This window comes from Thioclava sp. F28-4, assembly GCF_002020045.1.
Classification (GTDB): domain Bacteria; phylum Pseudomonadota; class Alphaproteobacteria; order Rhodobacterales; family Rhodobacteraceae; genus Thioclava; species Thioclava sediminum.
In genome coordinates this window covers 166,667-189,462 of sequence record NZ_MPZQ01000002.1, presented here as the reverse complement: position 1 = coordinate 189,462, position 22,796 = coordinate 166,667, and the positions used below count along the sequence as shown (strand labels likewise).

At 65.7% G+C, this 22,796-nt stretch carries 18 protein-coding genes and 2 tRNA genes; 16 read left to right on the top strand and 4 right to left on the bottom strand.

What is annotated here, in order from left to right; translation table 11 throughout:
- Positions 1-303: 303 nt before the first annotated feature.
- From BMI87_RS05680 to BMI87_RS05630, 11 genes are all read left to right on the top strand, one after another.
- Positions 304-1,977: an FGGY-family carbohydrate kinase gene (locus BMI87_RS05680; RefSeq protein WP_210402459.1), complete on the top strand. Its 1,674-nt coding sequence runs from the start codon at positions 304-306 to the stop codon at positions 1,975-1,977.
- A 134-nt stretch (positions 1,978-2,111) separates the two neighbouring features.
- The gene (locus tag BMI87_RS05675) at positions 2,112-2,846 is read left to right on the top strand and encodes a DeoR/GlpR family DNA-binding transcription regulator (protein ID WP_078520204.1); all 735 of its coding nucleotides are present in this window, start codon (positions 2,112-2,114) and stop codon (positions 2,844-2,846) included.
- 132 nt (positions 2,847-2,978) lie between these two features.
- The gene (locus BMI87_RS05670; protein WP_078520203.1) at positions 2,979-4,034 is read left to right on the top strand and encodes an autoinducer 2 ABC transporter substrate-binding protein; all 1,056 of its coding nucleotides are present in this window, start codon (positions 2,979-2,981) and stop codon (positions 4,032-4,034) included.
- 76 nt (positions 4,035-4,110) lie between these two features.
- On the top strand, positions 4,111-5,625 hold the full coding sequence (locus BMI87_RS05665; RefSeq protein WP_078520202.1) for a sugar ABC transporter ATP-binding protein: 1,515 nt from the start codon (positions 4,111-4,113) through the stop codon (positions 5,623-5,625).
- The gene (locus BMI87_RS05660) at positions 5,622-6,599 is read left to right on the top strand and encodes an ABC transporter permease (RefSeq protein ID WP_078520201.1); all 978 of its coding nucleotides are present in this window, start codon (positions 5,622-5,624) and stop codon (positions 6,597-6,599) included. The genes BMI87_RS05665 and BMI87_RS05660 overlap by 4 nt, the downstream gene beginning before the upstream one ends.
- Before the next feature lie 16 nt (positions 6,600-6,615).
- Positions 6,616-7,638 (top strand): ABC transporter permease, encoded by a 1,023-nt coding sequence (locus BMI87_RS05655; RefSeq protein WP_078520571.1) that lies wholly within the window; start codon positions 6,616-6,618, stop codon positions 7,636-7,638.
- A 1-nt stretch (position 7,639) separates the two neighbouring features.
- A complete protein-coding gene (locus BMI87_RS05650; RefSeq protein ID WP_078520200.1) occupies positions 7,640-8,734 on the top strand; it encodes a DUF4432 family protein in 1,095 nt (364 codons plus the stop codon).
- Positions 8,727-9,659 (top strand): ribokinase, encoded by a 933-nt coding sequence (gene rbsK, locus BMI87_RS05645; RefSeq protein ID WP_078520199.1) that lies wholly within the window; start codon positions 8,727-8,729, stop codon positions 9,657-9,659. The genes BMI87_RS05650 and rbsK overlap by 8 nt, the downstream gene beginning before the upstream one ends.
- 104 nt (positions 9,660-9,763) lie before the next feature.
- Complete coding sequence (gene deoC, locus BMI87_RS05640) at positions 9,764-10,771, top strand: deoxyribose-phosphate aldolase (protein ID WP_210402466.1); 1,008 nt, start codon at positions 9,764-9,766, stop codon at positions 10,769-10,771.
- 11 nt (positions 10,772-10,782) lie between these two features.
- Entirely contained in the window at positions 10,783-13,143 is a 2,361-nt protein-coding gene (locus BMI87_RS05635) for an aldehyde dehydrogenase family protein (RefSeq protein ID WP_210402458.1), read from the top strand.
- Positions 13,144-13,346: 203 nt separating this feature from the next.
- Positions 13,347-13,877 carry a GNAT family N-acetyltransferase gene (locus tag BMI87_RS05630; RefSeq protein WP_168175168.1) on the top strand — a complete coding sequence of 177 codons (531 nt, stop codon included), beginning with the start codon at positions 13,347-13,349 and terminating at the stop codon, positions 13,875-13,877.
- 271 nt (positions 13,878-14,148) lie between these two features.
- Here BMI87_RS05630 and BMI87_RS05625 read toward each other — a convergent pair.
- From BMI87_RS05625 to BMI87_RS05610, 4 genes are all read right to left on the bottom strand, one after another.
- Positions 14,149-14,223 (bottom strand) — tRNA-Glu (locus tag BMI87_RS05625).
- 27 nt (positions 14,224-14,250) lie between these two features.
- A tRNA-Glu gene (locus BMI87_RS05620) sits at positions 14,251-14,325 on the bottom strand.
- A gap of 171 nt (positions 14,326-14,496) precedes the next feature.
- Positions 14,497-16,239, bottom strand: coding sequence for a single-stranded-DNA-specific exonuclease RecJ (recJ, locus tag BMI87_RS05615; RefSeq protein WP_078520197.1), 1,743 nt, complete (start codon positions 16,237-16,239; stop codon positions 14,497-14,499).
- Between the two features lie 78 nt (positions 16,240-16,317).
- Positions 16,318-17,019 carry a DUF599 domain-containing protein gene (locus BMI87_RS05610; RefSeq protein WP_078547869.1) on the bottom strand — a complete coding sequence of 234 codons (702 nt, stop codon included), beginning with the start codon at positions 17,017-17,019 and terminating at the stop codon, positions 16,318-16,320.
- Between the two features lie 81 nt (positions 17,020-17,100).
- On the opposite strand from BMI87_RS05610, the gene BMI87_RS05605 reads away from it, so the two are divergent.
- The 5 genes from BMI87_RS05605 (at position 17,101) to BMI87_RS05585 (ending at position 22,743) form a co-directional block, all read left to right on the top strand.
- Positions 17,101-18,534, top strand: coding sequence for an FAD-linked oxidase C-terminal domain-containing protein (locus BMI87_RS05605; RefSeq protein ID WP_078520196.1), 1,434 nt, complete (start codon positions 17,101-17,103; stop codon positions 18,532-18,534).
- A gap of 86 nt (positions 18,535-18,620) precedes the next feature.
- Positions 18,621-19,700: an FAD-binding protein gene (locus BMI87_RS05600; protein WP_078520195.1), complete on the top strand. Its 1,080-nt coding sequence runs from the start codon at positions 18,621-18,623 to the stop codon at positions 19,698-19,700.
- Positions 19,700-20,977: a glycolate oxidase subunit GlcF gene (gene glcF / locus BMI87_RS05595; RefSeq protein ID WP_078520194.1), complete on the top strand. Its 1,278-nt coding sequence runs from the start codon at positions 19,700-19,702 to the stop codon at positions 20,975-20,977. Before BMI87_RS05600 ends, glcF begins: the two co-directional genes overlap by 1 nt.
- Positions 20,978-21,046: 69 nt before the next feature.
- A complete protein-coding gene (locus BMI87_RS05590; RefSeq protein ID WP_078520193.1) occupies positions 21,047-21,844 on the top strand; it encodes a serine protease in 798 nt (265 codons plus the stop codon).
- Positions 21,845-21,849: 5 nt separating this feature from the next.
- Positions 21,850-22,743, top strand: a complete 894-nt coding sequence (locus BMI87_RS05585; protein WP_078520192.1) for a serine protease — start codon at positions 21,850-21,852, stop codon at positions 22,741-22,743.
- The last annotated feature ends 53 nt before the right edge of the window (positions 22,744-22,796 follow it).

Genomic DNA, 22,796 nt, shown 5'->3' with positions numbered 1-22,796 from the left:
GTAACCTCGCTGGTTAAGGATTTTGTCCCAAATTGTTCAGGATTTTCGTGATGGCAAGCTTAAGCGGTTCACTGCTTCTATTGCGCGTGGGGAAAATATTCCAAATTCGTGATTGCTCGTCAGATATGTGTCCCTTTCCGTGTGGTGGGGTGGACGCGCGGTCCATCGCGGCGCTGAACCGCACGACCGCGTTTTTATTCGCAGCGGCACGCCTTTCGGCCGCGATATCGGGGTTCCGGCGGCGCGGCTGCTCTGTGTTGCGAGAATCGCCTGCCGCACCCCCGGGTTGGCAGTCGCCGCCCGATGCCGTTAAGGATTGGGCAAGATGCGCGCCTGGGGAGGATCAACGTGAGCAAATTATTCGTCGGTGTCGATGTCGGAACCGGTTCGGCGCGTGCAGGGATTTTTGATCGGGAGGGCACGCTTCTCGGCGTCGGCAAGCACCCGTTGGAGATGTGGCAGGACGATCATGGCCATGTCGAGCAATCGAGCGCCCAGATCTGGCAGGCGGTTTGCGATGCGGTGAAAGGGGCCTTGGCGGCCTCGGGGGTCGACCCGCGCGATGTGGCCGGGATCGGGTTCGACGCGACCTGTTCGCTCGCCGTGATCGGCCCGGAGGGTGGGCTGCCCGTGGGCGATGCTGATGCGCCCGAGCGCGATGTCATCGTCTGGATGGATCACCGCGCCCGCGATCAGGCGGCGCGGATCAATGCGGGCGATCACGACGTGCTGCGCTATGTGGGCGGCCGGATCTCGCCGGAGATGCAGACGCCGAAACTGATGTGGCTGCGCGAGGAGCGCCCCGAGATCTACGCGCAGGCCGTGCAATTCTTCGATCTCGCCGATTTCCTGACATGGAAGGCGAGCGGCGCGCTGGAGCGCTCCGCCTGCACGGTCACCTGCAAATGGACCTATCTTGCGCATGAGGGCCGCTGGGATCCGGACTATTTCCACGCGATCGGCCTTGGCGATCTGGCGGAGGACGGTTTCGCGCGGATCGGCGCGCGTATCGTCGATCCGGGCACGCCGCTTGGGGAAGGGCTGACCGAGGCAGCCGCCGCGCAGATGGGCCTGACGCCCGGAACGCCGGTCGCGGCCGGTCTGATCGACGCCCATGCTGGCGGGATCGGCACCGTGGCGGCGCAGGGCGGGTCGGGCGATCCGGCGCACTGTCTGGGCTATGTCTTCGGGACCTCCTCCTGCACGATGACCTCGACGCGCGAGCCTGCCTTCGTGCCCGGCGTCTGGGGGCCGTATTTCTCGGCGATGATCCCGGGGATGTGGCTCAATGAGGGCGGCCAATCGGGCGCGGGGGCGGCGATCGCGCAGCTCGTGCAATTGCATCCGGCAGCAGCGGAGGCGCGTGACCGGGCGCAGGCCGCGGGCAAATCCGTGCCGGAATTCCTTGCCGATCTCGCGCTCGAGGCGGCGGGTTCGCCCTCGGAGGTCGCAACGCTCGCCGACGGACTTCACGTTGTGCCGGAGTTCCTCGGCAACCGCGCGCCCTTTGCCGATCCCGATGCGCGGGCGGTGATCGTGGGGCAGGGGATGGAGACCGGGCTGGACTCGCTCGTGGCGCTTTATGTCGCGGGGGTGTGCGGGCTGGCCTATGGGCTGCGCCAGATTATCGAAGTGCAGGCCGAACATGGCGCGCCGATCTCGGAGATTTCGATCTCGGGCGGGGCAGGGGCGCATCCCGTCACCCGCCAGATCATTGCGGATGCGACCGGGCGCGACGTCGTGGTCACGCGCTGCGAGGAACCGGTGCTGCTGGGGGCTGCGATGCTTGGCGCGGTCGCGGCGGAGGGCTTCGACGATCTGCAAGGCGCGATGGGGGCGATGTCGCAGGTCGCGACCCGGTTTGCGCCCGCAGGCGGTGCGGTGGAGCGTTTGCACGCGGCGCGGTTCAGCGCCTTCCTGACGCTGCAATCGACGGCGCGATCCGTGCGCGAGACGATGGCCAAGGCGGCCGAGTGACGAGATTGGGTAACAAGGTGTGACGCTGCGGCGCAGTCTTGGTTGGAATGCAGTGCTTGCTTTCGCAGGTCCGGTTTCGGACACTCTGCGGATTATAGAATGCGTTTCGAAATCCAAATCTTGAAAGCCAAATCGTGACCAGACCCAGCCGCCAACAAGAGCGGATCGACCAGATAACCGCCTTGCTCGATGTCTCGCCTGCCCTGCGTTTGCGCGACCTGTCCGAGCAGATGGGCGTGACCGAGATGACCCTGCGGCGCGACGCGGCGCAGCCCGAAGCGGGGTTTGCCTGCCGGGGCGGCTATATCGTCACCACCCGCACGACCGAGCATTACGACTTCGACGCGCAGATGAACCGCGCCATCGACGCCAAGCGCGCGGCGGCGGGTCATGCGCTGGAGCTGGTGCCCGAGGGGGCTGTCGTGTTCCTCGATACCGGCACCACGCTGCCCCATCTCGCGCGGCTTCTGGCGCAGGGCAAAGCGCGGCGAATCATCACCCATTGTCTGACCACGGCGGAGATCCTGCAGGGGCGCAGCAGCGTCCCGGTCGAGTTTCTGGGCGGCGAAATCAAGTCGAGCACGCGTTCGTGTCATGCCGGAAATCCGCAGGACCGATTGGCGCCTTTGGGTGTTGATGTGGCGTTCCTGTCCGCGGGCGGGCTCGATTCCGACGGGGCGCTGAGCTGTTCGCACGAGTACGAAGTCCCCCTGAAACGTGCGGCGATAGAGCTTTCAAAACAATGTTTTGTGGTGATGGACGCCAGCAAGATCGGCCAGCGAAAGCCCGTCGTTTTCGCGACTCTCGACGAGGTTTCGGGCGTCGTCACCGAGGCCGGACTTCTCGCTGCAGCGCAGCTTAAGATGTAGTTGACACTTCTCTTCACGATCTAGATGGTCCCGAGTTATGTTGCGATCGTAACATTACTTGGAGGGCCGGTTTCGGCATGTGCCTGGACCGGGAATTGCGGACGAGGAGGTCCGCTTGAAGGGAGAATTATCATGAAGTTCGGATTCATTCCGGCGGCTGCGCTCGCGATTGCTGTCGCTACCCCCGCGCTCGCTCAGCAGGTTGTCGATACGAGCAACGTCGACAAGGAAATGCTCAGCTCCGACAAGACCTATCACATCGCGACCGTTGTGAAGGTGGACGGCATCGCGTGGTTCGACCGGATGCGTGACGGCGTGAAGCAATTCGGCGAAGACACCGGCAGCGACACCTGGATGGTCGGCCCCTCGCAGGCGGATGCGGCCGCGCAGGTGCAGCTGATCGAGAACCTGATCGCGCAGGGCGTGGACGCGATCGCCGTCGTGCCGTTCTCGGTGGAAGCGGTCGAGCCGGTGCTCAAGAAAGCCCGTGATCGCGGTATCGTCGTGGTCAGCCACGAAGCCTCGAACATCAAGAATGTCGATTACGACATCGAAGCCTTCGACAACAAAGCCTACGGCGCGGAGTTGATGGACCACCTCGCCAAGCAGATGGGCGAGAAGGGCAAATACGTCGCCACCGTCGGCTCGCTGACCTCGAAGTCGCAAAACGAGTGGATCGACGGCGCGATCGAGCGTCAGAAGGAAGCCTATCCGGACATGTCGCTCGCGACGGATCGTCTCGAGACCTACGACGACGCCAACACCGACTACAACAAGCTGAAAGAGGCGCTGACCGCGCATCCCGACATCGCCGGTGTCGTGGGTGGTCCGATGCCGACCTCGGCAGGTGCCGGTCGTCTGATCGCCGAAGGCGGTCTGCAGGGCAAACTGCATTTCGCGGGCACCGGTCTTCCGTCGGTCGCGGGTCAGTACATCTCGCAGGGCGATATCAGCTACATCCAGTTCTGGGATCCGGCGGTTGCTGGCTATGCGATGAACATGATCGCGCTGGCCGAGCTGAAAGCGCGTGATGCGGGCAAGGACCATGCCGACATCAAGGCGGGCACCAACCTCGGTCTCGAAGGCTATACCGATCTCAAGGAAGCCGATAGCGCGGACGCGAAAGTGCTCTACGGGGCCGGCTGGGTCGGCGTGACCAAGGACAACATGGATCAATACGACTTCTGATCCCTGACGGTTCTCAAGCTCGGGTGGCGCGCGCGGTCGCGCCACCCGTTGCCGACCTGCCTGCGAGGAGACCCCCATGGCCACCGCTCCCCTGATCGAGCTGCGCAACATCTCGAAGCGCTTCGGCGGCGTGCGCGCGCTCGATGACGTGTCGCTGACGCTCGACGCTGCCCGCATCCACTGCCTCGCCGGCGAGAACGGCTCGGGCAAATCCACCCTCATCAAGATCGTCTCAGGCGTCTATCAGCCCGACGAGGGCGAGATCCTGATCGACGGCAAACCGGTCGGTAAGCTCGACCCCGCGACCTCGATCGCCCATGGCGTGCAGGTCATCTACCAGGATTTCTCGCTGTTCCCGACGCTGACCGTGGTCGAGAACCTCGCGCTCAACACCTTCCTGCGCGAAGGCAAGACCCGGATCGACTGGACCCGGGCGCGCAAGATGGCGCGCGACGTGCTGGCGCGGCTCGATGTGACGCTCGACCTCGATGCGACCGTTGAGACGCTGCCCGCCGCGGGCCGTCAGATCGTGGCGATTGCGCGTGCGATGCTCGCCGATGCGCGGCTGATCATCATGGACGAACCCACGACGACGCTGACGGGGCGCGAAGTCGAACGCCTCTTCCGCATCGTGCGGGATTTGCAGGCCGACGGCATCGCCACGCTCTTCGTCAGCCACAAGATGCGCGAGATGCTGGAAATCTCCGAGCGTCTCACCGTCTTCCGCAATGGCAAGAAGGTCACCGAAGGCCCGATCTCGGATTATGACGAACGCTCGATCACCCGGGCGATGACCGGGCGCGATCTGCATCAGGGGCATTTCATAGCCCCCGATGTCAGCGGACGCGAACCGCGGCTGGAGCTGCGCAACGTGACCGTCGGCGACAAGGCGCAGGGCATCAACCTGACGCTGATGCCGGGCGAGATCGTCGGCATGTCCGGCCTGATCGGCGCAGGCCGCAAAGCCATCGCGCAGGCGATCTTTGGTCTGCGCGGCGATATGTCCGGCGAGATGCTGGTCGACGGCAAACCCGTGATGCCGAAGAACGTCCCCGAAGCGATCGCGGCGGGCATCGCCTATGTGCCCGAGGATCGCCTGTCGGAAGGGCTGTTCCTGACCCGCTCAATCCGCGACAACGCCATCGTCTCCTCGCTGAGCCGTTTCGCGCCGCATCTGTGGCTCGATGCCGAGAGGGCGGGGGAGGAGACCCACAAGATGTTCGGCGAGATGGCGATTTCGGCGCCCGGGATCGACGTGCCGGTGGGCACGCTCTCGGGCGGGAATGCGCAGCGCGTGATGATCGGGCGCTGGCTGATGACCGATGCGCGCGTGCTGATCCTGAACGGCCCGACCGTAGGTGTGGACGTCGGCTCGAAAGAGCAGATCCACGGCATCATTCAGGACCTGACCCGCAATAACGATCTGGCGGTGCTGATGATCTCGGACGACCTGCCGGAGCTGGCGGCGAACTGCAATCGCGTGCTGTGCATGACCGAGGGCCGCATCACCGGAGAACTGGCGGGCGACGCGCTGACCGAAGAGGCGCTCGACGCGGCGCTGTCCAATGAGAAACAAGGAGAGCCCGCATGAGATTCCTGCGCAGCTCCGACGCGATCATTCTGGCGATCCTCGCGGTCGCGATGATCTTCATCGGGTTGGTGAACCCGGCCTTCTGGCAGATGTCCAACCTGTTCAGCCTGCTCAAGGAAAACGTCGTCATCGGCATCATGGCGCTTGGCGTGCTGCTGGTGATGATCTCGGGCGGGATCGACGTGTCGTTCACCGCCTTCGCGGTCGCGGGGATGTATCTCGTGGTCCGCTCGATGGTGGCGCTCGACTATAACGGGCTGGTGCTGCCCTTCGCCTCGGCGATCATAATCGGCGGGCTTCTGGGCCTGATGAACGCGGGCATCATCCACAAGTTCAAGATGATCCCGCTGATTGTGACGCTCGGCACCGCGTCCGTCGTGCGCGGGCTGGTTCTCGGCCTCGTGGGCACATCGAACGTGAACATCAACAAGATGCCCGAGGCGCTGGTGAATTTCGGCAAGACGGACCTGTTCGTGCTCGAACGCGCGAACGGCTCGACCTACGGGCTGACCGCGATGATCGTGATCTATCTCGGCCTCGCCGTCGCGCTGCATCTGGTGCTCAAACACACGATGATCGGGCGTTCGGTCTATGCCTATGGTGCGGACCCGGAGGCGGCGAAACGCGTCGGCTTCTCGACCGGTCGCACGATGATCTTCGTCTATGTCACGGCGGGCGCGTTGGCGGGCTTTGCGGGTCTGTTGCACAGCTCGATGATCTGGCTCGCCAATCCGCGCGACTTCGTGGGGCTCGAGCTCGACGTGATCGCGGCGGTCGTGCTGGGCGGCGCGTCGATCTTCGGCGGGCGCGGCACGGTGCTTGGCACGGTGCTGGGGGTGTTCATCCTCGTGATGATCCAGAATTCGCTGATCCTGATGGGGATCGATACGACTTGGCAGCGGGTCGTCGTGGGCGCGATGCTGGTTGCGGCTGTGACCGTGACGGCGCTGCGCGACCGCCGGGCATTGGTGTGAGGCAGGGGAGATGATGATGAGCGAGACCAAGACCAACGCCACCTCCCGGCCCGGCCTGCGCGGCTGGCTCAAGGGCGAGGCGGCACAGACCAACGTGATGCTGGCCGTGACCTGCGTTCTGGTGCTGATCGCGATGACGGCGCTGCGGCCATCGATGTTCCTGTCGTCTTATAACTTCGAGTCGATGGCCTTCTTCATGCCGGAACTCGGCATCCTGTCGATCGCGATGATGATCGCGATGCTGACCGGGGGGATCGACCTGTCCATCGTGGGCGTCGCGAACCTCGCCGGCATCACCGCGGGCACGCTCTTCGGCGCGATGGCCGGCGATGGCGGTTCGGGCGCATTGGGCCTCGGCCCGGTGACGCTGGGTGTGAGCGCGGCCCTGATCGTGGGGCTGCTGGCGGGGCTGCTGAACGGCTTCCTGATTTCGGTGCTGAAGATCACGCCGATCCTTGCGACGCTGGGCACCGGACAGGTGTTCATCGGGATGTGCCTCGTGCTGACGGGAGGGCCTGCGATCGTCGGCTTCCCGCCGGGGTGGAACGCGATCGGCAACGGCAAACTGCTGGGCATCCCGGTGCCGCTGGTGATCTTCGTGCTGGTCTGCATCGCGCTGTCGCTGCTGCTCGCGCGGACCTCCTTCGGGCTGCGGCTCAAGCTGATCGGGACCAACCCGAAAGCTGCGGTCTATGCGGGCGTGAAGCGCGGCCAGATGATCCTCTATTCCTATATGCTGACGGGGATGCTGGCCGCGATGGCGGGGATCCTGCTGTCGGCGCGGACCAATGCGGCGAAGTCGGATTACGGCGCGTCCTACCTGCTGCAGGCGGTGCTGATCGCGGTGCTGGGCGGGACCAACCCGGCAGGCGGTCGCGGCAATGTGCTGGGCGTCGCCCTTGCGCTGATCTCGCTGACGCTGTTGTCCTCGGGCTTCCAGATGATGCGGGTCTCGAACCACCTGATCGATTTCGTCTGGGGCGCCTTCCTGATCGGGGTCATCGCCCTCAATTCCTGGCGCCGCCGGAAAGGAGCGTAAGATGAGCGTGATCATTCCTCTCCCGCGTGAGCGGTTCGGGCTGGCCCCGAGCGTGCTCGCCAAGACCGACAGCTTCACCGTCACCGGCTGGCGCACCGCGCTTGGCATCGAGATGATCGGCGTGGACACCCCGCGCGGCCGGGTCGAGATGCTGCCTTACATGGGCCAGATGCTCTGGGACGCGGTGTTCGACGGCGTGCGCCTGACGATGGACAGCGCTTTTGCCGAGCCGCGCCCCGCGCAGGTGATCGTCGAGACCTATGGCTGTCTCGCCTATCACTCTGGCTTGCTGCGCAACGGTTGCCCCGGTCCGCAGGACGACCATCCGCTGCATGGCGAGATGGCCTGCGCCACGATGGACGCGGCCCATCTGGAGATCGGCGAAGACGGGCAGGGCGCGTTCGTGCGTCTTGGCGGTCATGTCGATTACATCCGTGGCTTCGGCCCGCATTACCGCGCGATGCCCTCGATCACGGTGCGGGAAAACACGCTGATCGAGATGGCGATGGCGGTCGAGAACCGCTCGGCCCTGCCGATGGACCTGATGTATATGTGCCATGTGAACTTCGCCTTCGTCAAAGACGGGCGCATCCATCAGGCAGCCCCTTTCACACCCGAGCGCACCCGCGTCCGCCGCGACGTGCCCGCCCATGTCCAGCCGACGAGAGCCTATACCGATTTCATCGAACGGCTCGCCGAGGTGCCCGAAGACAGCGCCACGCTGGACGCGCCCGAGAAATGGAACCCCGAGCAGGTTCTCTATATCGAGCGCCCCGCAGCCGATGCATCGGGCGAAAGCCATGCGCTTCTGGAGCGGCCCGCGGGCGACGGTTTCTCGATGAGCTGGCGGCCCGATCAATTCGACCACCTCGCGCGCTGGATCCTGAACGGCGAAGATGCCTCGGTCGCGGCCTTCGCGCTGCCGTCCACCTGCGAGCCCGAGGGCTACACGGCGGAGAAGGCGAAGGGCCATGTCCGCAGCCTCGCAGCCGGAGAGACCGCGCATTTCGCGACGCGCTTCGGCTATACTGACAAGGCCGAGACTACCGCGCTCGCCAAGACGATTTCCGACCTGACGGAGAAAGAGAATGCCTGAGAAGATAGCCGTCGTCGGCTCGAACATGATGGATCTGGTGACCTATATCGACCGGATGCCGGGACGCGGCGAAACCTTGGAGGCCCCCGATTTCGCGATGGGGTTCGGGGGAAAGGGCGCGAACCAGGCGGTTGCCGCCGCGCGTCTGGGCTCGGATGTGGCGATGGTCACCTGCGTGGGCGATGACGGGTTCGGCCCGCAGGTCCGCGCCAATCTGGAGACTAACGGGATCGACACGACCCATGTGCGCACCGTCGAAGGCTCGGCCTCGGGCGTGGCGCCGATCTTCGTCGAGCGCGATGGCGAGAACGCGATCCTGATCGTGAAAGGCGCGAATGCGGCGCTGGCGCCTTCGGATGTCGATGCGGCGGCCGAGACGTTGCGCGCAGCCTCCGCGATCCTGATGCAGCTCGAGGTGGATCTGGAAACCGTCTATCACACTGTGGCTTTCGGGGCGCGCGAAGGGGTGACGACCATCCTCAATCCCGCACCTGCGCATCCCGATTTGGATATCGCGCGGCTCGACGGGCTCGACTGGTTCTGCCCGAACGAGAGCGAGCTGGCGATGCTCTCGGGTCTGCCCACCGGCACCGATGACGAAGTGATCGCCGCCGCGCGCAGCCTGATCGAACGCGGCATCCACAACGTGGTGGTGACGCTTGGCGGGCGCGGCGCGCGTCGGATCACCGCGGACACCGTCGAAGAGATCGCCCCGGTTTCCGTCAGCCCGGTCGACACGACTGGCGCGGGCGACGCTTTCATCGGCAGCTTCGCGCATTTCCTCGGCCAAGGAATGGAGCCCACCGCGGCGCTGACCCGCGCCGCGCGCTATGCCGCATTGTCGATCACCCGTCGCGGCACGCAGACCAGCTACGCGACGCCCGCCGAATTCGACGACTTTCTTTCCGAGCATGGGCTCGGCTGACTTATGCTGATCTTGTCCCGATCGCGCACGCCCGGGAATTATTCCGGACGTGGCGGCGAGGCTGTGACGAGTCCCGATTTAGGAGACACGCAATGAAGACCGAAATGAAAACCGAGACGCGCGCGGAAGGGGCTTTGGTGCCCACCGCGGCTGCGGCGGGGGAGCATGCGCGCAACCCCGGCATGGCGCTCGATGTGGGCATGTTCGAAGGCCACCGGGTGAACCGCGCCGCCGCCGAGCGCCGCTGCGCGACGCTGACGACCCGGCGGAGCGTGAAGAAAGCGCATCAGGCGGCGTGGCTGGTCAACGCGGTGCGCTGCGTCGATCTGACGACGCTTGCGGGCGACGATACCGAGGGCCGGGTGAAACGGCTCTGCGCGAAGGCGCGCAAGCCCTTGGCTTCGCATATCGAGGCGGGGCTGGGCCTGAGCGCGGGCGAGCTGACCGTGGGCGCGGTCTGCGTCTACCCGACGATGGTGCCCCATGCCGTCAAAGCGCTGGAGGGGACGGCGATCCCTGTGGCTTCGGTCGCGACGGGCTTCCCGGCGGGTCTGATGCCGCTGCATCTGCGGCTCGAAGAAATCCGCTGGGCGGTGGCGCAGGGCGCGGCCGAGATCGACATCGTGATCAACCGCGAACTGGCGCTGACCCGGAACTGGCAGGGCCTGCATGACGAGATCGCGGCGATGCGCGAGGCCTGCGGCGACGCCCATATGAAGGCGATCCTGGCCACCGGCGAGCTGGAGACGCTGAACAACGTCTATTCCGCCTCGATGGTGGCGATGCAGGCAGGGGCCGATTTCATCAAGACCTCGACCGGCAAAGAAAGCGTCAACGCGACGCTGCCTGTCAGCCTGACCATGCTGCGTGCGCTGCGCGATTACGGGATGGCGACCGGCCACCGCATCGGCTTCAAGCCCGCAGGCGGGATGAAGCAGGCGAAAGAGGCACTGGCCTGGCAGATCCTGATGAAAGAAGAGCTAGGCCGCGACTGGCTCAACCCCGACCTGTTCCGCTTCGGCGCAAGCTCGATGCTGGGCGATATCGAGCGCCAGCTGGAGCATTACGTCACCGGCCGTTACGCCGATAGCAGCCGTCACGCGCTGGCCTGAGGAGAGACAAAATGACCATTCAGAACATCCTCGAAACGATGGAGTATGGCGTGGCCCCCGAAGACGACAGCCAGGCGCGCAAATGGCTCGCCAAGCATGAAGGCGGCTTCGGCCATTTCATCGACGGTGCGATGACCAAGCCGGGCGATCTGTTCGAGGTCCGCGACCCGGCAAGCGACACGGTGCTGGCGCGCGTCACGCAAGGTTCGGCGTCGGACGTGGATGCCGCCGTCGCCGCCGCGCGCAAGGCGCAAAACGGTTGGGCGAAGCTGTCGGGCCATCAGCGCGCGAAGCACATTTACGCTTTGGCGCGCCATATCCAGCAGCACTCGCGCCTGCTCGCGGTGCTGGAGACGCTCGACAGCGGCAAGCCGATCCGCGAGAGCCGCGACATCGACATCCCGCTGGTCGCGCGCCACTTCTACCACCATGCGGGCTGGGCCGAGATCCTCGAGGACGAACTGCCGGGCCATTCCGCTCAGGGCGTTTGCGGCCAGATCATCCCGTGGAACTTCCCGCTGCTGATGCTGTCGTGGAAGGTCGCGCCGGCGCTCGCCGCTGGCAATACGGTGGTGCTGAAGCCCGCCGAATATACGCCGCTGACCGCGTTAGCCTTCGCCGAGATTGCGCAGGAATGCGGCATCCCGAAAGGCGTGATCAACATCGTCACCGGCGACGGCGAGACCGGCGCTGCCATTGTCGGCCATGAGGGGATCGACAAGCTGGCCTTCACCGGCTCGACCGATGTGGGCCGCATCCTGCGCGAACGCACCGCCGGGTCCGGCAAGGCGCTGACGCTGGAACTGGGCGGCAAATCTCCCTTCGTTGTCTTCGAGGATGCCGATCTGGACGCCGCCGTCGAAGGCGTGGTGGATGCGATCTGGTTCAATCAGGGTCAGGTCTGCTGCGCAGGCTCGCGCATCCTCGTGGCTGAGGCGGTGGCCGAGCGGTTCGAGACGCTGCTGCGCGCCCGGATGAAGACGCTGCGCACCGGCGATCCGATGGACAAGAGCACCGATATCGGCGCGATCGTGCATCCCTCGCAACTCGCGCGTATCCGCGATCTGGTCGAGAAGGGCGCAAGCGAGGGGGCGACGCTGACCCAAGGCTCCGCGCCGCAGGGCTGCTTCTTCCCGCCGACGCTGGTGACGGATGTGGAGCCTGCGAGCGTTCTCGCGACCGAGGAAATCTTCGGCCCCGTGGTCACGCTCACCACCTTCCGCACGCCGTCCGATGCGGTCGCGCTGGCCAACAACACGCGCTACGGGCTGGCGGCCAGCATCTGGTCGGAGAACGTGAACCTGTGCCTCGACATCGCGGGGCAGGTGAAAGCCGGGATCGTCTGGATCAACTCCACGAACATCTTCGACGCGGGCGCGGGCTTTGGCGGCTATCGCGAGAGCGGCTTCGGCCGCGAGGGCGGGCGCGAAGGCATGCGTGCCTATCTGCGCAACCCGGCGGCGGCAACCGGCAAGGGTAAGGGCACGACGCCCGCCGAGCTGGAGACCGGCCCCGCAGATACGATCAAGGGCGGCGAGATCGACCGCACCGCGAAGCTCTATGTCGGCGGCAGGCAGGCGCGGCCCGATAGCGGCTACAGCTATCAGGTGAAGGGCGGCAAAGCGGTCGTGGGGCTCGCAGGGCTCGGCAACCGCAAGGATATCCGCAACGCGGTCGAGGCGGCGCATAAGGCCAAGGGCTGGGGCAAGGCCACGGGCCATAACCGGGCGCAGGTGCTCTATTACATCGGCGAGAACCTCTCGGTGCGCGGCGCGGAATTCGCCGCCCGTCTCGAAAGCTTCGGCGCCTCGCGCAAGGCCGCCGAGGCCGAGGTCGAGACGGCGGTCGCGCGCTGCTTCTGGTATGCAGCCCAGGCCGACAAGTTCGACGGCGCGGTCCATGCGACCAAGTCGGACTTCGTGACGCTGGCGATGAACGAGCCGATCGGGGTGATGGGGCTGGTGGCCCCGACCGCGCAACCACTTCTGGGGGCGATCTCGCTGGTGCTCCCCGCGATTGCGATGGGCAACCGCGTGGTGCTGGTCCCGAGCCAGACGCATCCGCTGGCCGCGACCGACCTCTATCAGGTGCTCGACACCTCCGACGTGCCGGGTGGCGTGGTCAACATCGTCACGGGCCCGCGCGACGAGTTGGCGAAGACGCTGGCCGCCCATGATGGCGTCGATGCGATGTGGTATTTCGGGAATGCCGAGGGCTGCCAGATGGTCGAGGCGCAAAGCGCCGGGAACCTCAAGCAGACCTGGGTCGAAGCCGATGACGCACGCGACTGGGGTGCCCGTGCGGGGCAGGGGCGTCTGTTCCTCGACCGCGCGACGCAGGTGAAAAACATCTGGGTGCCCTACGGCGCGTGAGGCCTCTGACAGAGCATCGAGAAAGCGGCGCCGAGAGGTCAGGCCTTCTCAGTAAATGGTGCGCGTGAGAAACGTGAAGGCTCGAAGCGCAATGGTCGCTTCGAGCCCGAACTTGCATGATACGACGTTACGCGGGAAGGTCAGCTTTGGCGCTGTTGGGCTTCGATCGCGCTCATTTCAGATGCCACCGCAGGACCGCCGCAATGCTGAACTCTTCCATAGAAATTGGTGATTTCCGCATCTCAGAAGCAGATCAGCTCGGAGTCATATTCTTAGAGGCCGTGCGCGAAGGAGCTAGGGAGTTCTATAATTTTGAGCAGCGGCGGGCTTGGGCGTCGGGGCCGCCTTCTGGACCGAACTGGGCATCACGCCTGACCGCTCAGAGAACTATGGTAGCGCGTTTGGCAGGCCAGCCCGTTGGCTTCATGACTTTGGACGATGATGGCTACATAGATCTTGCTTTCGTCGCGCCCGGCCACCAACGACAGGGCGTCGGTGGATCTCTCTATGCCCGGATCGAGGCAATCGCACGAGACGGCAAGATAGCACGCCTTCACTCCCATGCGAGCTATCTTGTCCGAGGCCTTTTTGAGCAGCAGGGGTGGGACGTGGTTCGCGAGCAGAAGATCGAAAGGGCTGGCGTTACATTGACGAACTTCCTGATGGAAAAACGTCTCCATTATCCAGCCCGGCGCACTGGCATTGCTGCGCGTTCTGACGAAAGCAGACCGTGAGGACCGAGCGGCGAGGTTACGCAGCGTCATGCTTAGCCGACATCCGCCGCAGACGGCTCCCGAAGATCTTGTCGGGAGCTGCTGATCGACATGGCGTCGCGCCTACAAGGCGTACGGCTCCACGATGCACCATCTACTGCAAAGGGTTGGCCCCCGAAACGGGCCGCTTTTTCATGCGGGATCGACGCGCGCATAGCCGCGCCAGGCGACAAACGCAAACACGCGCGACCAAACGGCGCGTGATAGAATCTCTTTTAAATCAGGGGAGTATTGGCAGTCCGTAGGGGAATCGAACCCCTCTTTCCAGGTTGAAAACCTGGCGTCCTAACCGATAGACGAACGGACCGCACAACGCTCATTCAGGGCTCGGAAGTGGCAGTCCGTAGGGGAATCGAACCCCTCTTTCCAGGTTGAAAACCTGGCGTCCTAACCGATAGACGAACGGACCACTCTTAACCTTCCGGGCATACCTGCCTAAGGTGGAGCGGTGTTTAGGCCAGAGAACCGTGACTCGCAAGAGGGTAATTGCGGAATTTCGGAAAGTTTTTGCCCCTCCGTTACGGCAGGTTGGAAGCTTTGGAATTACAGTCCTTTTCCGCGTGCGGTGGCGGGGTAGCGGTTACGCTTCGGCGGCGTCTTCGAGGCGCAGCTGCACCTTGTTGCGCCCGCCCCATGTGTTGATCTCCAGCCGCCCGGCGAGGTGGAAGCGCTGCGCGCCCGGCTGGCTCAGCGCGGGGCCGAGCGGGCCGTCGAAGGCGCCGAAGCAGATCGCCTCGATCCGCCCGCCCATACCGTCGCCGAAATTGAAACGCAGGTGGCTTTCTCCGATCCGGCGCGCGCCCACGACCTCCATATCTGCGAAGGCGAAACGCGGGGCAGGGGCGCCCTGGCCGAAGGGGCCTGCGCGGTCCAGATCTTCGATTAGCTGCGGCGTCGCGGCGCCCGGCATCAGCATCCCGTCGAGGCGCAGGTCGCGCGGTCCGATTTCGCCCGCGCCCTGTTTGGCCAGAAGCTCCGACAGGCGCGCCATCGCGGGCTCCAGCTTGTCTTCCTCGACCGTGAGGCCCGCGGCCATCTTGTGCCCGCCGCCTTTCAGCAGCAGTCCCTCGGCAGCGACGCGTTGGATCGCGGCCCCGATATCGACACCCGCGACCGAGCGGGCCGAGCCTTTGCCAATCCCGCCCTCCACGCCGATCACGACCGAGGGGCGGTTGGTCGCCTCTTTTAGCCGCGCGGCCACGATGCCCACGACGCCCGGATGCCAGCCCGCACCCGCGGCCCAGACCAGCGGCGCATTCAGCCCGCGCTCCTCGGCCTGGCTCAGTGCGGCTTCACGCACGGCGTTCTCGACCTCTCTGCGCTCGGTGTTGAGCTGGTCGAGCCGGTCCGCAATGGATTGCGCCTCGTGCGGGTCGGTTGTCGACAGTAGCCGCGCGCCCAGATCGGCTGCGCCGATCCGTCCGCCCGCATTGATCCGCGGGCCAAGCACGAAGCCCAGATGATAGGCGGCGGGCGCGCGATCGAGCCGCGCCACGTCCGACAGCGCCACGAGGCCGGGCCGTTCGCGCCGCGCCATGATCTTGAGCCCCTGACGCACCAGCGCCCTGTTGCAGCCCGTGAGCGGCGCGACATCGGCCACAGTCGCCAGCGCGACCAGATCGAGAAGCGTCATCAGCGGCGGGCCTTGCACGCCTTCGTCACGCAGCTGCCGGTTCGCCTCCACCAGCATCAGGAAGACGACCGAGGCGGCGCAGAGATGGCCAAGCTCGCCGGTCTCGTCCTGCCGGTTCGGGTTCACCACGGCCAGTGCAGGGGGCAAGGTCTCTCCGCCCAGGTGGTGGTCGAGAATGACGACATCGGCGGGTTTCGCGGCGGCCACGGGCTCGTGGCTCAGCGTGCCGCAATCGACGCAGACGATCAGCGGATGCTCGGCGCCGAGACTTTCCATCGCGGGCACGTTCGGCCCGTAGCCCTCGTCGATCCGGTCGGGAATATAAAGCGTCGCCTCGCGCCCCATCGCGCGCAGCCAGTTGATCAGCAGCGCCGCCGAGGATCCGCCATCGACGTCGTAATCCGCGAAGACCGCGATCTTCTCGCCGGACTTCACCGCTTTCAGGAACCGCGCGGCTGCCTGCTCCATGTCGCGCAAGGATCGCGGATCAGGCAGCAACTCGCGGATCGTGGGCTCGAGGAAGCCCTCGCTCTCCTCCGGCGTGACGCCACGCGCGACGAGGATGCGGGCGAGCGGTAGGGGCAGGCGCGTCTGCTGCGCCATCGCCTCGGCCAGCCGGTCGGCCTCGGGTGTGGGGCCGATCCAGCGGCGGCCTGTCAGGGATTGCTCGACGGAAAGGAAACTGCTCATGCCTTCGGGTGTAGCCAAATCATGCGAGCCCTGCCAGCCACTATGAAGCGGAGCTTGCTCGGGCCGTCACTCAGGCCGTCACTCGGGTATGTCTTGCAGCAGAGCTTGGCGCGAGTCCGAGGCGAATTCGCGTCGCCACAGCATTCCCGTCGTGAACAGCGTCGCCGCAATGAGCGCATAGGGCCCCAGCAGCCACGCCAGCGTCGCCAACGCGAAATAGACCGAGCGCAGCCCGCGATTGAAGCTTTTCGCGGCGTTGATGTTCACCTGCGCCGCCTGTTCGGCGCGCGGATAGGCCAGCGGATCCTCGGGCTCGTTGGGCACCGCCGCCATTGCGATCGCGGCATAGGAAAACAGCCGGTGCGACCAGACGAATTTCAAAAACGCATTCGCCCCGAACAGAACGGCGGTGAGGATACGCGCCTCCCAAAGCAGATCGGGACCGCGCGCGATGTCGAAATCATCGGCGAGATTCGCCAGCGGCTGCGGATTCGCGATCAGCGCCAGCCCGGCACCGATGGCGATCAGCGAAGACGAGGCGAAGAAGGTCGTCGATTGCCGCAGCCCGTCCACCATCGCCGAATCGAAGATCCGCGGCTGGCGCGTCACAAGCTGGCGCATCCATTCGCGACGGTAACTCTCCATCAGCTTGCCCATCGAGGGGCGGGCGGCACTCGGATGCTCGGTCGTCCAGCCGATCCCCATCCAGCAGGCGACCAGAAGGGCGAGCGCCGCGAGGTCGAGCGGCCCCAGCGGGCCGATATGAAACGTCGTCATCATATCGACAGTTAGCGCGATGCGGCTTCTCTTGTCACCGGGGCTTATTGGTTATATTTTCTGACCAACCGGGAGGAGTTTGCCATGGAAATGCCCAAGCCGAAGGAGGATCTGCTGGCGCGCAAGCCGCAGATCATCGCCCGCCTGCGCGAGGTTCTGCCCGCGGATGCGGTGATCGACGACCCCAGCGAGACGCGCGCTTATGAGTGCGATGCGCTTTCGGCCTATCGCTGCCAGCCTCTGGGCGTGGTGCTGCCGCGCTCGACGGCGGAGGTCGCGGCGGCGCTGAAGGCCTGCCACGAGCTGGGCGTGCCGGTGGTGCCGCGCGGCGCGGGCACCTCGCTTGCGGGCGGTTCGATGCCGCAGGCGGATTCGGTGGTGCTGGGCCTTGCGCGGATGAATGCCGTGCTCGAGACCGATTACACCAACCGTTTCATCCGGGTCGAAGCGGGGCGCACGAACCTCTCGGTGACCGGGGCGGTGGAAAGCGACGGCTGGTTCTACGCCCCTGATCCCTCGTCGCAGCTCGCCTGCGCGATCTCGGGCAATATCGCGATGAATTCCGGCGGCGCGCATTGCCTGAAATACGGGGTGACGACGAATAACCTCCTTGGTGTGACGCTGGTCACGATGGAGGGCGAGGTGGTCGAGATCGGCGGGCCTTACCTGGATGCGGGTGGGCTCGATCTTCTGGGGCTGATCTGCGGCTCGGAGGGGCAGTTGGGTGTCGTCACCGAAGCCACGCTGAAGATTCTGCCGAAACCCGAAGGCGCGCGGCCCGTGCTGATCGGCTTCAACTCGAACGAGGTCGCGGGCGCCTGCGTGGCCGATATCATCAAGGCGGGCATCCTGCCGGTGGCGATCGAGTTCATGGACCGTCCCTGCATCGTCGCGACCGAGGCTTTCTGCCATGCGGGCTACCCCGATTGCGAGGCGCTGCTGATCGTCGAATGCGAGGGCAGCCCGGCCGAGATCGACGAGCAGATCGGCATGATCCGCCAGATCGCGACCCGTCACGAGCCGGTCGAGTTCCGCGAGGCGCAATCGGCCGACGAGGCCGCGCGGATCTGGCTGGGCCGGAAATCCGCTTTCGGCGCGATGGGGCAGATCAACGATTACATGTGCCTCGACGGGACGATCCCGGTCTCGGAGCTGCCCTTCGTGCTGCGCCGGATCGGTGAGCTGTCGAAAGATTACGGGCTCGATGTGGCCAACGTCTTCCACGCGGGCGACGGCAATATGCACCCGCTGATCCTGTATAACGCCAACGAGCCGGGTCAGCAGGAGCAATGCGAAAAGCTGGGCGCGGAAATCCTGAAGCTCTGCGTCGAGGCGGGCGGCTGCCTGACCGGCGAGCATGGCGTGGGCATCGAGAAGCGCGACCTGATGGATGTGCAGTTCGAGCCCGCCGATCTTGAAGCGCAGATGCGGGTGAAGGACGTGTTCGATCCGAAATGGCTTTTGAACCCGGCGAAGGTGTTCCCGCTGGGTGCGAGCGCGAGCCGCCGTGCGAGCTGACACGCGAGCTGAGGGCCGGGAGGGGCGCTGCCCCGCTCGCTGACGCGAGCCCCCGGGATATTTTTGCCAAGAGGAAGGCAGATTTTATGAGAGTTGAGAGCGAGGCGCAGCTGGCCGAGGCCGTCCGGGATGCGGGTGGCGCGCTGGCGGTGCGCGGAGGCGGTACGCGGCCTGTGGGCCGGTGTCTGGGAGAGCCGCTGGAAGTCGGGATTTCGGGCATCACGCTCTACGAGCCGGGCGCGCTGACGCTGGTCGTGGGCGCGGGGACGCCTCTGGCCGAAGTCGAGGCGGCGATTGCCGCCGAAGGCCAGCGCCTGCCTTTCGAGCCTGCGAATTGGGGGCCGGTTCTGGGTGCCCCGGGCACGAGCACCGTGGGCGGTGTCGTGGCCGCCAATGTCTCGGGGCCGCGTCGGGTGCAGGCCGGGGCCTGTCGCGACAGCCTGATCGGGACGCGTTTCGTCGATGGGCGCGGGCAGATCGTGAAGAACGGTGGCCGGGTGATGAAGAACGTCACCGGCTACGATCTGGTGAAGCTGATGGCCGGAAGTTGGGGCACGCTCGGGGTGATGAGCGAGGTGGCCTTCAAGCTGCTGCCTGCCGCGCCGTCTCAGGCGACGGTTGTGATCGACTTGCCCGCAGGGGCCGCGCAGGTGGCTCTGGCGGCGGGTTTGGGCTCGCCCTTCGACGTGTCCGGCGCGGGCTGGTTGCCCGGTGTCGGCGCGGTGGTGCGGGTCGAGGGGCTGGCCGAATCCGTCGCCTACCGGGCGGAGCAGTTGCGCAAGCTGATGGAGCCATTCGGCCCGGTGCGGGTCGAGGAAGAGGGCTCGGCCGCGATCTGGGCCAGCCTGCGCGATCTGGAGCCGTTCATCGGCAAGGAGGGCGATCTGTGGCGGCTCTCGGTGAAGCCTTCGGAGGCCTCTGACATCGTGGCAAGGCTCGGCGGCGAGGTGCTGCTCGACTGGGGTGGCGGGCTGATCTGGGCGCTTCTGCCCGAAGGCAGCGACGCCCGTGCGTTGGCCTCGCCCTATACCGGCCACGCGACCTGCATGCGCGGCGCGGCGGGCGTGACCTTCGAGCCCGAACCCGCGCCGATCGCCACGCTGACCACCGCGCTGCGGGCGCAATTCGACCCCAAAGGTATTCTGAACCCCGGAAGGATGGGCTGATGCAGACGAATTTTTCGCCCGAACAGCTGAAGGATCCCGGCGTCGCGCGCTCCAACGAGATCCTGCGCGCCTGCGTCCATTGCGGGTTTTGCACGGCGACCTGCCCCTCCTATCAGGTGCTGGGCGACGAGTTGGACAGCCCGCGCGGGCGCATCTACCTGATCAAGGACATGCTGGAGAATGACCGGCCTGCGGATGAGAAGACGGTCAAGCATCTCGACCGCTGCCTGAGCTGCCTCGCCTGCATGACGACCTGCCCCTCGGGCGTGCATTACATGCATCTGATCGACCACGCGCGCGCCCATGTCGAGAAGACCTACAAGCGCCCGATGATGGACCGGCTGCTGCGCTGGACGCTGGCGAAGATCGTGCCCTATCCGGGCCGCTTCCGTCTGGCGATGGGTGGGGCGAAACTGGCGAAACCTTTCTCGGGGCTGCTGCCGGACAAGCGGCTGCGCGCGATGGTGGGCATGGCGCCGAAAACCATCCCGCCGGTCAGCCGCAACGATGACGCGCAGGTCTTCGCGCCGATGGGCGAGAAGAAATACCGCGTGGCGCTGCAGATCGGCTGCGCGCAGAGGGCGCTCAACACCGATATCAACGATGCGACGATCCGGCTGCTGCGGCGGCTGGGCTGCGAGGTGGTGATCCCGAAGAATCTCGGCTGCTGCGGGGCGCTGTCGCATCACATGGGCCGCGAGGACGAGAGCCATTCGCAGGCCGCGCGCAACATCCGTGCCTATCTGAGCGAAGGCGATCTGGATGCGGTGATCATCAACACCTCGGGCTGCGGCACGACGGTAAAGGATTACGGCCATATCTTCCGCAACGACCCGATGGCCGAGGATGCCGCAAAGGTTGCAGGTCTGGCCTGTGACGTGTCGGAATTCCTTGTGAAGATCGGCCTGCCTGAGGGACAGGGCGGCATGCGTGTGGCCTACCACGCGGCCTGTTCGCTGCAGCACGGCCAGCAGATCAAATCCGCTCCGAAGGACCTGTTGAAACGTGCGGGCTTCGAGGTGGTCGAGCCTGCCGACAGCCATTTGTGCTGCGGCTCGGCGGGCACCTATAACCTGCTGCAGCCGGAGATTTCCGACGAGCTGAAAAAGCGCAAGGTGGCGACGCTCGAGGCCAAACAGCCCGAGGTGATCGCGGCGGGCAATATCGGCTGCATGGTGCAGATCGGCGGCGGCACCGAGGTGCCCGTTGTCCACACTGTGGAACTTTTGGACTGGGCGACGGGCGGGCCGAAGCCACCAGCGCTTGCGCAGGCCTGATCCACGCCACAATCTGGCCGCATCGGGGCGCTACGAAAGGCAAAACGCCCCGCAATCTTCGGAGCCCCGATGCGCCTTCTTGCTCTCGCTCTTGCCTGTCTGACCGCTCTGCCTGTGCTGGCGCGGGCCGAGACGATCACCCACGCGACGCCCTTGCGCGCGCTGGAAACCGGCGACGATACGCGCGGCTGGCAGGCGGTGGGGCGGCTCGATCTGGGTCACGGCAGCTTTTGCACCGGCACGCTGATCGCGCCCGATCTGGTGCTGACGGCGGGGCATTGCCTCTATGACAAGCGCAGCGGCGCGCTGATCGACGCGCGCGAGATCGAGTTTCGCGCGGGCTGGCGCAACGGTCGTGCCGAGGCCTATCGCAAAGTGTCGCGCGCGGTGCTGCATCCTTCCTATCATTATGGCGGGCCGGTCGGCGTGAAGCGTTCGGAATTCGATCTGGCGCTGATCAAGCTCGCCCAGCCGATCCGGCTGCCGCAGCTTCAGCCCTTCGAGGTGTCGCGCAGCGCGCCTTATCGCGGCGAGGAAGTGGGCGTTCTGTCCTATGCGCAGGGCCGCTCGGAGGCGCCATCGCTGCAACGCGATTGCTCGGTGCTGGAACGTGCGGGCGCGACGGTAGTGATGAGCTGTTCGGCGGATTTCGGGGCCTCGGGCTCGCCGGTCTTCAGCTTCGCCAATGGCCGCCCCGAGATCGTTTCGGTGGTCTCCGCCAAGGCCCAGATGGGCGCGCGCCCGGTCTCGATCGGGGCGCTGGCCAGTGGCGTCGCCGATCTCCGGCAGGCCATCGAGAGCCGCGACAACGTCGCCACCACCCGCGAAATTCGCGCGGGCGGGGCAAAATTCATCAAGGCGAAGTAAGCGCGATGGGCATTCGGCGGATCATCGTGGGTGTCGTGGCTCTGGCTCTGCTGGGCGGCATGGGCGAGGCGCAGGAGGCGCGCAATTCCGCGCTCGACCGGCTGTCGCAACGCGCCGATCTCTTCGGCTGGGAGGCCGTGGGCAAGGTCACCATCGGCGCTGACGGCTACTGCACCGGCGTTCTGATCGCACCCGATCTGGTACTTACGGCGGGCCATTGCATCTTCGACCGACGCGCCAAAGGGCCTCGAGACCCGGCGACGCTTGGTTTTGCAGCAGCCCAAACCGACGGGGCGGAGATCGCCGCGCGCCCGGTCGCCGCGATGGTCGCCGATCCTGACTATAACCCGTTCGTGCCGCTCTCGGTGGACACCGTGCGCCATGACGTTGCCCTTCTGCAGCTCTCGGCGCCGATCCCGACTTCGATCGCCGCACCTTTTCGCGTCGGCGATGTGCCCGCCGCAGGGGCCGAAGTGTCGGTCGTGTCTTACGCGCAGGGCCGGGCCAATGCGCTGTCTTGGCAAAAGGCGTGCCGCGTGTTCGGTCGCGCGAAAGGGTTGATCGGGTTTGATTGCGATGTCGACCATGGCTCTTCGGGCGCGCCGGTTTTCGACCGCTCCGGGCTGGCGGCAGGCGGGCGGGCGCAGATCGTGTCGCTGGTCTCCTCGGGCTCGCGCAAGAATGGCGTCTCGCGCGCCTACGGGATGGAATTGCCCGCGATCGTCGTGCAGCTGAAATCCGCACTGCGCAGCGGGCGGGGCGTGATCCGCGCCGCATCTACCAGCGCTGGCCCCAGCGCCTCCGCCGCACCGCAAATCCGGGGCACTTTGCCTGCGCAGGGCCAGCCGCGCATCCTGTCTGGCGGGGGCGCAACCGGGGCGAAATTCCTGCGTCCCTAAGGGCTTGGCCTGAAGCGGTGCCCCTCTTGAAACGTCGCGAGAGATTTCCCAAA